This is a genomic window from Micromonospora sp. NPDC023644 (genome assembly GCF_040640115.1).
Taxonomy (GTDB): Bacteria; Actinomycetota; Actinomycetes; order Mycobacteriales; family Micromonosporaceae; genus Micromonospora.
Genome location: NZ_JBFABA010000004.1, coordinates 163,627 through 175,746, shown reverse-complemented (window position 1 = coordinate 175,746; position 12,120 = coordinate 163,627). Strand labels below are relative to the sequence as shown.

Below are 12,120 nucleotides of genomic sequence, written 5' to 3'. Positions count from 1 at the left end.
GTGCTAAACAAGTCATTGGCACTCGCATACCGTGAGTGCCAATGGTCGGGGCGGTAGGGCCACGGTCGTAGCAGCGTCCAGACGCGGCTGCGGCACATGGCCGGTCGTCGCGGGCTATCCGGCCCGACCGAGGAGACGTCGTCGTCGCCAGGTGGCGACGTCCCAAGGTGCGTACACCAGGCGGCCCATCCGGGACACACACTCGGGTGGCCCGTGAGTGTCCAGGAGGACAACGCCGTATGGCCAAGATGATCGCGTTCGACGAAGAGGCGCGCCGCGGCCTCGAGCGGGGCATGAACCAGCTCGCCGACGCCGTGAAGGTGACCCTCGGCCCCAAGGGCCGCAACGTCGTCCTCGAGAAGAAGTGGGGTGCCCCCACCATCACCAACGATGGTGTGAGCATCGCCAAGGAGATCGAGCTCGAGGACCCCTACGAGAAGATCGGCGCCGAGCTGGTCAAGGAGGTCGCGAAGAAGACCGACGACGTCGCCGGTGACGGCACGACGACGGCGACCGTCCTGGCCCAGGCCCTGGTCCGCGAGGGCCTGCGCAACGTGGCCGCCGGTGCCAACCCGATCGCCCTGAAGCGGGGGATCGAGGCCGCCGTGGCCAGCGTCTCGGAGGAGCTGCTCAAGCTCGCCAAGGACGTCGAGACCAAGGAGCAGATCGCCTCCACCGCCTCCATCTCCGCCGGTGACACCAGCGTCGGCGAGATCATCGCCGAGGCGATGGACAAGGTGGGCAAGGAAGGCGTCATCACCGTCGAGGAGAGCAACACCTTCGGGCTGGAGCTGGAGCTCACCGAGGGTATGCGCTTCGACAAGGGCTACATCTCGGCCTACTTCATGACCGACCCGGAGCGCATGGAGGCCGTCTTCGACGACCCCTACCTCCTGATCGTCAACAGCAAGATCTCGTCGGTGAAGGACCTGCTCCCGATCCTGGAGAAGGTCATGCAGTCGGGCAAGCCGCTGCTGATCATCGCCGAGGACATCGAGGGCGAGGCCCTGGCGACCCTGGTCGTCAACAAGGTCCGGGGCACCTTCAAGTCCGTCGCCGTCAAGGCGCCGGGCTTCGGTGACCGCCGCAAGGCCATGCTGGCCGACATCGCCATCCTCACCGGTGGCCAGGTCATCAGCGAGGAGGTCGGCCTCAAGCTGGACGCCGTCGGCCTCGACATGCTGGGCCGCGCCCGCAAGGTCGTGGTGACCAAGGACGAGACCACCATCGTCGACGGTGCCGGCGACGCCGAGCAGATCCAGGGCCGGGTCAACCAGATCCGGGCCGAGATCGACCGGAGCGACTCCGACTACGACCGCGAGAAGCTGCAGGAGCGGCTGGCCAAGCTGGCCGGCGGCGTCGCGGTGATCAAGGTCGGCGCGGCCACCGAGGTCGAGCTGAAGGAGCGCAAGCACCGCATCGAGGACGCCGTCCGCAACGCGAAGGCCGCCGTCGAGGAGGGCATCGTCCCGGGTGGTGGCGTCGCGCTGGTGCAGGCCGGCAAGACCGCCTTCGACAAGCTGGACCTGGTCGGCGACGAGGCGACCGGCGCGCAGATCGTCAAGATCGCGCTGGACGCCCCGCTGCGGCAGATCGCCGTCAACGCCGGTCTCGAGGGTGGCGTGGTCGTCGAGCACGTCCGCAACCTCAACCCGGGTCACGGCCTCAACGCCGCCAACGGTGAGTACGTCGACCTGCTGGCCGCGGGCATCATCGACCCGGCCAAGGTGACCCGCTCGGCGCTGCAGAACGCCGCGTCGATCGCGGCGCTCTTCCTCACCACCGAGGCCGTCGTGGCGGACAAGCCGGAGAAGACCCCGGCCGCCCCGGCTGGTCCGGGTGGCGGGGACATGGACTTCTGAGTCCAGCTCCAACGCCGGAAGGGGCGGGCCGCGTCAGCGGTCCGCCCCTTTCGCTGTCACGTCGGCAGTGGCCGTTGGTTGCGTCTCTTCTGCGCCCGGTCGTACGGCTGCGGGATCTGCACCGGCTCGTCGACCAGCGTCACCGGCTCGTCGGCCGGCTCGTCGACGCCAAACATCTCCGCCTGCTGCTCGGCGTCGCCGTAGTCGAGCCGGTCGAACGGCAGGGGGCCGGGGCGTTCGTCGTCCGTGGTCATGGCTGCCTCCTCTACCGAAACGGTAGGGCGCGGACGATCACCGATGCGGGCGAATGGCATTATAAGGATCTATGTCCCGTTTGCCCTGTTGTCAGGCCCCGAGCGCCTTGCGGTACAGGAAGAAGACGCGTTCGATCCGGGCACCCGCGCTGCCCGAGTAGAAGGGGACCGGCCCCACCCAGCCGATCTGTGCCGCCGTCACGCCCGCCGCCCGCTGGTCGCGCAGGCACCGGCGCAGCAGCACCCCGCCGATCCCCGAGCCCTCGGCGGCCGGGGCGGTGCCCATCGGGCCGAACCAGCTCGGCCGGGACGAGCCGTACGCGGCGAAACCGAGCACCTCGCCGTCGCGCTCGGCCAGGTGACAGCCCGCCCCCTCCCGGCCCACCGAGCCGGCCAGCTCGGCGTCCCAGGCCCCGCCGAAGGTGGCGCGGGCGAACTCCACCAGCGCCGGCAGGTCGCCCGCCCCGGCGCGGCGGACCGTCACCCCCCGCCCGGCCAGCCGCGTCTCCGCGGGCTCCGTCGGACGCAGCGCGGGCGAGTCGTCGTACGACAGGTCGGCGGTCATGTTCCACGCCGTCCGGTCCTGCCGGTAGCCGAGCGCCAGCGCGGCGCAGACCGCCGGGGTGTAGCGCACGTCGATGCCGGGCCAGGCGTAGTACGGCGGGTTGCCGGCGAGCAGCACCTCGGCCGCGCCGAGGCCGGCGAACCGCGCCTCGGCGACCGCCAGCAGCGCCCGCCCGACACCCCGCCGCCGCTGCTCCGGCGCCACCGCGACCAGGTCGACGTGACCACGGGCGTCGCCGTCGCCGACGGCGAGGGAGCCGACGAGCACGCCCACGAGGCGCCCCTCCCGGTACGCGCCCCACGCGACCACCGGACGGTGACTGCCGGCCCGCGCCCAGAGCGCGTCCACGATCGCCGGCGCCTCGGCCGCGTCCTCCGGCAGGTCGAGTGCCCGCCCGCAGAGCTCCACCACGGCGGGCCGCTGGTCGGGCCCCAGCTCGACGATCTCCAGGTCCATGGACGCCGACCCTAGATCACCGGAGCGTTCCTGTCGGGAAGGGGCCCTGTCGGCGCCACCCGGCCGGCGGGCCGCCGTGGCGTGCCGCGATGCGACCCGGTCGCGTCAGCCGGCCGGCTCCGGCTCCGGCTCCGGCTCCGGGTCGGGCTCGGGGAGGGTCGGCGCGTCGGTGGGGTAGAGGCCGGCGACGAACCCGTAGACCTGATCGCCGGACCGGGGGATCTGGGCGAAGCGGCGGGCCAGCGCCTGCACCTCGGCCCAGAATGCGCGTACCTCCTCGACCGGGATGCGGGCGTGGACGAGGGTGCAGCGCAGATGGTCGGCGGCGTGGGCCGCGGCGGACTCGGCGACCGCCTCCGCGAGCCCGTTGACGGCGGTCGCGACCCGCTTGTCCTCGGGGCGGGTGAGCGCGCCGATGTAGAGCGTGCGGGCGACTCGGCCGTAGTACCGCTCGTCGATCGCCCGCACCCGCCGGGTCCGCACCACCCGGAGCAGGCCGGCGTCGACGAGGGCGTTCACGTGGTAGGCGACGCTGCTCTTGGGCCGATCGACCGCCCGGGCCAGTTCGGTCACCGTGGCGGCCCGTTCCAGGAGCAGCTCCAGGAGGGTCGCGCGCAGGGGATCGGCCAACGCGCGGAGCTGCGCGGGCGCGGTGACCACGAGCATCTCGTCGAGGTCGTAGTCCGGGATCCGCTCATTGCTCGACATTTCTCGACCGTTCTAGAATCATGGATCATTCGATCGTTGTCGTCTGTTGACAGGAGTGTAGAGATGGCCGACGTCGTTCTGTTCCACCACCTGCGTGGGGTCACCGACGGGGTGCGCGAGTTCGCCGAACGGTTGCGGGCCGGCGGGCACACCGTGCACACGCCGGACCTGTTCGACGGCGAGCGACCGGCGACCCTCGACGAGGGCTTCGCGCTGACGAAGCGCATCGGGGGCGAGGCGCTCCGCGAGCGCGCCGACCGCGCCGTGGCCGACCTGCCCGTCGGTCTGGTCTACGGCGGCTTCTCCTGGGGCGCCGCCACCGCCCAGCGGCTCGCCCAGACCCGGCCCGGCGCCCGGGGCGCGCTGCTCTACGAATCCTGCCTGCCCGTCACCGGCGAATGGGCCGTCGGCCCCTGGCCCGCCGGGGTCCCGGTGCAGATCCACGGCATGGACGCCGACCCGTTCTTCGCCCTGGAGGGCGACATCGACGCCGCCCGCGAGCTGGTCGGCATCGTCGGCTCCGACCTCGCCGAGCTGTTCGTCTATCCGGGCGACCAGCACCTGTTCACCGACAGCACGCTGCCGTCGTACGACGCGGACGCGACGACCCTGGTGGTGCGGCGGTCGCGGGAACTGCTCGACCGGCTGCGCTGACCCGGCCCTCACCCCCGCGCCGCCTGGACGGCGGCGTACGCGTCGACCAGGCCGGCGCCGGTGATGTTCGCGTCGCCGCCGCAGGTGTCCGTCCGGGAGGCGTACGTCGCCTCGGCCCGGGTCGCGGTGTCCCGCAGGATCTGCCGGGTGCGGGGCAGGTCGCCGACCAGCGCCGGGTTGGCCGACCACATCAGCGCCACCACGCCGGCCACCTGCGGGGTCGCCATCGAGGTGCCGCTCAGGGTGGCGTACCCGCCGCCCGGCATCGCCGACAGCACCTCGTCGCCCGGCGCGACCAGGTCCGGCTTGGTCGCCCCCGGCACCGGTCCCCGCGACGAGAAGCTGGTCACCCGGCGCTGCCGATCCACCGCGCCGACGGTCAGCACGTCCGCGTAGGGGGCGGGTGGGTCGTCGATCGAGCCGCAGTACGGCCCGGTGTTGCCGGCCGCGGCCACCACCATGATGCCGGCGGCGTCCAGGGCGGCGGTGGCCGGCCGGAGCACGCCCGGGTCGCAGCCCTCGATCGCCGGGCAGCCCCACGAGTTGGTGAGGACGTCCGGGGCGCGCGCCGGGCGCCCGTCGGCGAACGGGTCCCCGCCGGCCGGGAAGGGCGCCAGCATGAACTGGAGGCAGTCCAGGTAGTACGCGGGGTTGCCCAGGTTGCGGTCCAGGTTGACGCAGCCGACCCACCGGGCGCCCGGGGCCACCCCGATGCCGCCCCGGCCCACCGCGCTGCCCACCGTGTGGGTGCCGTGCCCGCCCTGGTCGGTCGGCGCCCGGGTGCCGTCCCACGGGTCGTGCCAGGAGTCGTCGCCGCCCCGGAAGCCGCCCGCCAGGGCGGGGTGCCCGCCGTCCACGCCCGAGTCCGAGCTGCCCACCACGATCCCGGAGCCGTCCACCCCGAGCTGGGACCAGACCCGGTCCGCGCCGAGCATCCGGACGTTCCACTCCGGGCCGGCGGGCGCGGGCGCGGTGCCCCGACTGCGGCCGGCCGGCGCGGGCAGCGGTCGCACCCGCTGGCTGACCAGCACCCGGGCCACCTCCGGCCGGCGCGACAGCCAGGCCCGCACCGCCGGCCCGCCCGCCACCTCGACCGCGTTCACCAGGTAGTAGGGGGTGTGCTCCAGCCGCAGCCGGCGCAGGTCCCGCCGCAGGTCGGCCTGGGTCCGCTCGGCGGTCGCGACCAGCCGCCGGTGGACCTCGCCGACCCGGGCGTCCCGGCCGGCCCGACCGGTCGTCGCCGGGACGCCACCGAGGTCAGCCTGCTCGCGGAGCACCACGAACAGCCGCTCGCCGTGCAGGCCGGGCTGGCCCGCGCCGACGGCCACCACGCCGAGGCCGACCAGCAGGGCGCCGGCGGTCGCCGCGGCGACCCGTCGGCTCGGCCGCCGGCCCCGGGTCAGCAGCACGCCGTACGCCACGGCGAGGACGGCCGCGACGGCGAGCCCGGCGCCCGCGGCGGCGGCCACCCAGAACGGCACGTCGCGGGTGCCGGCCAGGACGAGGGTGATCTCCTCGGGGTCGGTGAAGGCCAGCGGGCCGAGCACGCCGAGCCCGACCAGCCAACGGGCCGCGGGCCGGACGGCGCCCGTGCCCGGCCGCCCGGCCGGGAGGGGGCCCGAGGGCCCGGCGGGCGCGGTGCCCGGAGGGCGGGCCGGGCCGGCGGGGGCCGGGCGGCGGGCCGCCGCGTGCAGGGCCGCCAGCGCGAAGCCGGCCGGTGGCAGGGTCAGCAGCAGGGGGAGTTGGGCCCCGGACTGCCCGACCCCGGCGGCGAGCAGCAGCAGCGCGACCCCGGCGACCAGCCCGCCGACCAGCACCAACCGGGCCGGCCGGGGTGGCTCGCCGACCGTGAAGCGCGACCAGAAGGCGTCGTCCAGCAGCGCCGCGGCCAGCACGCCCACCGCGCCGGCGGCGACTCCCGCGAGCACCGTCTCCAGCAGCCCGCCGAGCGCCCCCAGCCAGACCCAGGGCAGCAGCAGCGCCAGCCCGCCGGCCACCCCGAGCAGCGTGGCGGGCGGCGCGGACGCCCGGGGCGTCACGACGGCCGCGCGGCGGGCCAGCGCCCGCAGGACGAGGGCGGCCAGCGCGGCCGTGGCGGCCAGCGCGGCGAGGTACGCCTCGTGGTGCACCGGCGGGATCGCCCGGAGCAGCCCCAGCGCGCCGAGCGCGAGCGCCGCCGCCAGCCAGGCCCGGCCGGCGGCACGGACCGCCGCCGAGCGGGGCAGCAGGGCGAGCGTCAGCGCGGGGGCGCCGACCAGCAGCACGGTGAACAGCACGGTCGCCGGCCAGAGCCAGACCACGCGGTCCAGCCCGGAGGCCAGCACGATCTGGTCGGCCAGCCACCCGCCGCTCTGGCCGACCACGACGAGCCCGACCGTCCAGCAGCCGGTCACCGCCGCCGCCACCACCGCCCAGGGGCTCTGTCGGCCGGGCGCGGCCGGCGGGCGTGGGGCGGGCTGACCAGCGGGAAACGGGGGGCCGACCTCCATCCTGCGACAGTACGGCGCGGACGGGCTGTCCCGCCCGCTGGCGGCGACCGTTACCGTGGACGGGTGCGCGACCCCAACGTGTCTCGAACGACGGCCGGCCAGCTCTCCCCCGAGCGCCGGGCCGCCGACCTGCGCCGCCTGCGGGCCGAACGCTTCGACGTGCTGGTCATCGGCGGTGGCGTGACCGGAGCGGGGGCCGCCCTGGACGCCGCCTCGCGCGGGCTGAAGGTGGCTCTGGTGGAGGCGCGCGACTACGCCGCCGGCACCTCCAGCCGCTCCAGCAAGCTCATCCACGGGGGCCTGCGCTACCTGGAGCAGTTGGAGTTCCACCTGGTGCACGAGGCGCTGACCGAGCGTGGGCTGCTCGCCACCCGGCTGGCTCCGCACCTGGTCCGGCCGGTGCCCATCCTGGTCCCGCTGCCCGACGGGCAGGGCGTGCGCGGCCTGCCCGCGCGGCTGTTCCGCCGCTCCTACTACGGCGCCGGCGTGGCGGCCTACGACGCCTTCGCCGGGGTCTTCGGCGGCGGGCGTGGCATGCCGCTGCACCGGCACCTGACCCGCGAGGGGGCCCGCCGGGTCTTCCCCAGCCTGCGGGCCGACGCCGTGGCCGGCGCGATCCGCTACTACGACGGTCAGGTCGACGACGCGCGGCTGGTGGTGACCCTGGCCCGCACGGCGGCCAGCCTCGGCGCGTCCGTGGTGACCAGCACCCGGGCGGTCGGGCTGATCCGGCAGGCCCGCGAGGTCACCGGCGTGCGGGTCCGCGACCTGGAGGCGCCCCCCGGCTCCCCGGACGCCGAGTTCGAGGTGCGTGCCCGCACCGTCATCGCCGCCACCGGCGTGTGGAGCGACGACATGTCGCGGATGCTGAACGACGTCGGGCTGCGCCCCGGCATCCGGGTCCGGGCCTCCAAGGGCGTGCACCTGGTGGTGCCCCGCTCGGCGATCACCGGCGAGGCCGGGCTGATCCTGCGTACGGCCACCAGCGTGCTCTTCGTCATCCCCTGGGGCGGGCACTGGATCATCGGCACCACCGACACCGACTGGCGGCTGGACCGGTCCCACCCGGCCGCGTCCGCGCGGGACATCGAATACCTGCTGGACCAGGTCAACACGGTGCTCGACCGGCCGCTCACGACGGCCGACATCGAGGGGGTCTACGCCGGGCTGCGCCCGCTGCTGGCCGGCGAGGCCGACTCCACCTCCAAGCTGTCCCGCGAGCACGCCGTCTTCGAGCCGATGCTCGGCCTGCTGCTGGTGGCCGGCGGCAAGTACACGACGTACCGGGTGATGGCCTCCGACGTGGTCGACCGGGCCGCCCACCGGCTCGGTGCCGTACGCCCCTCCCGCACCGCCGACCTGCCGCTGCTCGGTGCCGACGGCTACCCGGCGATGTGGCGGGACCGGGCGGACCTGGCCCGCCGGCACGGGCTGCCGGTCGGGGTGGTCGAGCACCTGCTGGAGCGCTACGGCACCCTCACCCGCGACCTGCTCGCGCTGATCGACGCGGACCCGCTGCTCGCCTCCCCGCTGGCCGGCGCCCCGGAATACCTGGCCGCCGAGGTGACGTACGCGGCCCGGGCCGAGGGGGCGCTGCACCTGGAGGACGTGCTCACCCGGCGGACCCGGATCTCCTTCGAGACGGCGCACCGGGGCCTGGAGTCGGTGGGCCACGCGGCCGAACTGATGGGCGCGGTGCTCGGCTGGGACGAGGCCACCCGGGCCCGCGAGGTGGAGCACTACCGGGCCCGGGTGGAGGCGGAACGCCAGTCCCAGCTGATGCCCGACGACGCCACGGCCGACGCCGCCCGGCTCGGCGCGCCCGACGTGCGGGGCTTCGCGGCGGACCGCGGCGCGGACGACGACCAGGCCGAAGTGCCGTCCTCGTCCCGCTGACCGGCCCGGCCCCGAGCCACCCCCTACGTTCGCCGCCCGACCCCGGTCAGCGGTTCCGGCCCTCACCCACGGTGGGTTAGGTTCCGGCGCGTGCCCCCCGTTTCCTGGTCGCGTCCGGCCCGGGTGTCCGCCGCCGCCCTGCTGGCCGCCGCGCTCGTCGGCTGCTCGCTGCCCGGAAGCGCCGCCGACGGCCCCGCGCCGGGACCGGCCGGCAGCGGGCTGTCGCAGCGGGGGCCCGGCGACGCGGCGACGGCCGGGAAGGGCGAGGTCAGCCTCCTGCAGCGGGTCGGTACGGACGGCCCGCTGCGCACGCTCAACGTGGAACCGGACGGCAGGTGGGAGTGCGTCGACTGCGCCGGCGACGGCGTGACGTCGACCGGCGTGCTCAACCCGGAACACGTCACCCGGCTCCAGGGGCTGCTCGCCGACCCGGGGCTGGCGAAGGAGTCCGACCAGGTCCGGCGCTACCAGGTCGTCTGCATCGACGCGCTGACGTCCAGCCTGATCACCTCGGCCGGCCTGGTCACGTCCCAGGACTGCCCGGGCGAGGAGCACCCGCCGATCGCGCACGAGATCCTGCTGCTGCTCACCCAGGCCACCCCGGCCGAGATGACCGCCTGACGGACCTGCGCCGCCCGCGCCCGGACCGCGGCGGTCAGAGAACCTTGCCCGGGTTGAGCAGGCCGGCCGGGTCCAGCGCCGCCTTGATCGCCTGGTGCACGCGTACGCCCACCGGGCCGATCTCGCGGGCCAGCCAGTCCCGCTTGAGCAGGCCCACGCCGTGCTCGCCGGTGCAGGTGCCGCCCAGGTCGAGGCCGAGCCGCATGATCTCGTCGAACGCGCGCCGGCCGCGTTCGAGGCTCGCCGGGTCGGCCCGGTCCACCACGATGTTCGGGTGCATGTTGCCGTCCCCGGCGTGGCCGACCACGCCGATCGGCACGTCGCACTCCAGCGCGATCCGGGCCACCCCGTCGAGCAGCGCCGCCAACGCGCCGCGGGGCACCGCCACGTCGTCGATGACCAGGCCGCCGTTGCCGCCCGGGTAGGTCTCCGCCGCGAACTTCTCCATTGCCGGGTGCGCGAGCCGGCGGGCCTGCAACAGGGCCGCCGCCTCCACGGCGTCGGTGGCCGCGTAGACCTCGTCGGCGCCGGCCGACTCGCAGACCGCGGCCAGGCCGGCCAGGTCGTCGGCCGCGCGGGAGCCGGTGTCGGCGGAGGCCAGCAGCAGCGCCTGCGCGTCCGTCCGCAGCCCCATCGGCCGGTACGCCTCGATCGCCCGCAGGTGCGTCCGGTCGAGCAGCTCCAGCAGGCTGGGGGAGAGCCCCCGGGCGGCGATGTCGGCGACGGCCGCGCCGGCGGCGGCGGTGGACGGGAAGACCGCCACCATGGTCAGCGACTGCGCCGGGGCGGGCCGCAGCGCCACGGTCACCTCGGTGATCACGCCGAGTGTGCCCTCGGAGCCGACGAAGAGCCGGGTGAGGTCGTACCCGGCCACGCCCTTGGCGGTGCGCCGGCCGGTGCGCAGCACCTCGCCGGAGGCGAGCACCACCTCCAGGCCCAGCACGTACTCGGTGGTGACCCCGTACTTGACGCAGCACATGCCGCCGGCGTTGGTGGCGACGTTCCCGCCGATCGTGGACGACTCCCACGAGCCCGGGTCGGGCGGGTACCAGAGCCCCTGCTCGGCCACGGCGGCGGCGAGCGTCGCGTTGACCACGCCGGGCTGCACCACGGCGATCCGGCTCACCGGGTCGATCTCCAGGACGGCGTCCATCGCGACGGTGCTCAGTACCATCGCGCCGTCGACGGCGTTGGCCGCGCCGGCCAGCCCCGTGCGCGCCCCCTGCGGCACCACCGGCACGCCGTGCCGCGCGGCGGCCCGCAGCGCGGCGGCCACCTGTCCGGTGGTGCGGGGACGGACCACGACCAGGGGCGTGCCGGCGGCACAGAGGTCGGCCTCGTCCCGCTCGTGCATCCGCAGCAGGTCCGGGTCGGTCAGCACGGCGTCGTCGCCGAGCGCCGCCCGCAGGTCGTCGAGGAGGGGGGATCCGGCCATGTCGCCGAGGCTACGGTCGGTCCCGCGCGATCACCAACCGGCCCTCGGGCGGGGTAGTTTGGCCGACATGCTCTACCTGGACCGGCCCGCCTGGCCGTGGCGGGGGCGGCTCTGGTCCCACCTGATCAGCGACGTCTCCCCGGCCGAGCTGCACGCCTTCGCCGAGGCGCTGGGGGTGCCCCGCCGGGGGTTCGACCGGGACCACTACGACATTCCCGCCGAGCGGTTCGCCATGGCGGTCTGGCTGGGCGCCCGGGTGGTGCCGAGCCGGGAGCTGGTGCGGCTGCTCCGGCAGGCCGGGCTGCGCCGCCCCAAGCACCTGGCCCGCCCGCGCCCCGAACCGCCCCGCACCCCCGTCGACCTCCCGCCCCTCGCACACTGCGTCGATCATGCAGTTGTGGTGCCTAGCAAAAGCCACGAAGGGGCGCTTCTTGCCCACCACAACTCCATGATCGACGCGGGAGGGCGGGAGGGCGGGAGGGCGGGGGCGGGGTGAGGGGTTAGGGGAGGGTGGATAGTTCGCGGGTCAGGTTGGCACGGGCGCGGGCCTCCCAGCGCCGGGCCGGCTCCGGCAGCCGGAACAGCGCCGGCAGGGCGAGCAGACCGGCGAGCACCCGGGCGCGGCCGGCCCGGAAGGCCGGCTCGGGCACGTGCGCGTACTCCCGGCGGATCGCCGCGGCGTAGCGGTCGTACGCCTCGGGCGGCGTCGCCAGGACGGCGAGGTCGGCGTCGCAGAGCAGCGCGCCGTCGGCGTCGCCCGGCGCCACGGCGTGCCCGGCGGTGAGCAGCACCAGCCGGCGGACCTCGGCCACGGCGTCGGCCGGCAGGCCCGCCCTGGTGAGCAGCGTGCCGGCGAGCGCCGCGCTGTCGCGCTCGTTGGCGTCGCCCCCGGCGCGCGGGTCGTAGACCGCGTCGTGGCACCAGGCCGCGAGGCGCACCAGGTCCGGCCGCCCGGCCGCCGGCGCGTGGGCGTCGACCACGTCGAGGACGGCCGCCAGGTGGTCGGCGTCGTGGTAGTGCCGGTGCGGCTCCCGCCAGCGGGTCAGCAGGTCCTCACCCACCCGGTTCAGCTCCGCCACGTCGGTCATTCCGGCGCCCCGGGCCGCGGCCCGCCACCGGTCGAGAAGGTCGACCACCCGGTCGAGTCTGCCGTACCGCCGGCCGCGCCGAGGATTCACCC

Annotated in this window: 11 protein-coding genes; 5 read left to right on the top strand and 6 right to left on the bottom strand. The window is 75.4% G+C overall.

Translation table 11 applies throughout. From position 1 onward, the window contains the following. Positions 1-239: 239 nt before the first annotated feature. Positions 240-1,862, top strand: coding sequence for a chaperonin GroEL (gene groL, locus AB0G08_RS05185; protein WP_088998150.1), 1,623 nt, complete (start codon positions 240-242; stop codon positions 1,860-1,862). A gap of 56 nt (positions 1,863-1,918) precedes the next feature. Here the strand turns inward: groL and AB0G08_RS05180 are convergent, their stop codons facing one another. The 3 genes from AB0G08_RS05180 to AB0G08_RS05170 all read right to left on the bottom strand — a co-directional run bounded on the left by AB0G08_RS05180 (position 1,919) and on the right by AB0G08_RS05170 (position 3,845). Then, a complete protein-coding gene (locus AB0G08_RS05180; protein ID WP_358083302.1) occupies positions 1,919-2,116 on the bottom strand; it encodes a hypothetical protein in 198 nt (65 codons plus the stop codon). 91 nt (positions 2,117-2,207) lie between these two features. Next, complete coding sequence (locus AB0G08_RS05175; RefSeq protein WP_358083299.1) at positions 2,208-3,137, bottom strand: GNAT family N-acetyltransferase; 930 nt, start codon at positions 3,135-3,137, stop codon at positions 2,208-2,210. 105 nt (positions 3,138-3,242) lie between these two features. After that, on the bottom strand, positions 3,243-3,845 hold the full coding sequence (locus AB0G08_RS05170; protein WP_358083296.1) for a helix-turn-helix domain-containing protein: 603 nt from the start codon (positions 3,843-3,845) through the stop codon (positions 3,243-3,245). Positions 3,846-3,908: 63 nt separating this feature from the next. Here AB0G08_RS05170 and AB0G08_RS05165 point away from each other — a divergent pair, with 63 nt between their 5' ends. After that, positions 3,909-4,499: a dienelactone hydrolase family protein gene (locus AB0G08_RS05165; protein WP_358083294.1), complete on the top strand. Its 591-nt coding sequence runs from the start codon at positions 3,909-3,911 to the stop codon at positions 4,497-4,499. 8 nt (positions 4,500-4,507) lie between these two features. On the opposite strand, the gene AB0G08_RS05160 is transcribed toward AB0G08_RS05165, so the two are convergent. Then, positions 4,508-6,988: a S8 family serine peptidase gene (locus tag AB0G08_RS05160; RefSeq protein WP_358083290.1), complete on the bottom strand. Its 2,481-nt coding sequence runs from the start codon at positions 6,986-6,988 to the stop codon at positions 4,508-4,510. A gap of 78 nt (positions 6,989-7,066) precedes the next feature. On the opposite strand from AB0G08_RS05160, the gene AB0G08_RS05155 reads away from it, so the two are divergent. Together AB0G08_RS05155 and AB0G08_RS05150 are read left to right on the top strand one after the other, a co-directional pair. Then, positions 7,067-8,884, top strand: a complete 1,818-nt coding sequence (locus tag AB0G08_RS05155) for a glycerol-3-phosphate dehydrogenase/oxidase (RefSeq protein WP_358083589.1) — start codon at positions 7,067-7,069, stop codon at positions 8,882-8,884. Positions 8,885-8,974: 90 nt separating this feature from the next. Then, positions 8,975-9,505 (top strand): hypothetical protein, encoded by a 531-nt coding sequence (locus tag AB0G08_RS05150; protein WP_358083287.1) that lies wholly within the window; start codon positions 8,975-8,977, stop codon positions 9,503-9,505. Between the two features lie 34 nt (positions 9,506-9,539). Here AB0G08_RS05150 and AB0G08_RS05145 read toward each other — a convergent pair whose 3' ends face one another. Beyond that, the gene (locus AB0G08_RS05145) at positions 9,540-10,940 is read right to left on the bottom strand and encodes an FAD-linked oxidase C-terminal domain-containing protein (protein WP_358083284.1); all 1,401 of its coding nucleotides are present in this window, start codon (positions 10,938-10,940) and stop codon (positions 9,540-9,542) included. Between the two features lie 67 nt (positions 10,941-11,007). Here AB0G08_RS05145 and AB0G08_RS05140 point away from each other — a divergent pair, with 67 nt between their 5' ends. After that, positions 11,008-11,436 carry a DUF4031 domain-containing protein gene (locus AB0G08_RS05140; RefSeq protein WP_358083281.1) on the top strand — a complete coding sequence of 143 codons (429 nt, stop codon included), beginning with the start codon at positions 11,008-11,010 and terminating at the stop codon, positions 11,434-11,436. Between the two features lie 4 nt (positions 11,437-11,440). On the opposite strand, the gene AB0G08_RS05135 is transcribed toward AB0G08_RS05140, so the two are convergent. Continuing rightward, the gene (locus AB0G08_RS05135; RefSeq protein ID WP_358083278.1) at positions 11,441-12,076 is read right to left on the bottom strand and encodes a metal-dependent phosphohydrolase; all 636 of its coding nucleotides are present in this window, start codon (positions 12,074-12,076) and stop codon (positions 11,441-11,443) included. Positions 12,077-12,120 lie beyond the last annotated feature (44 nt).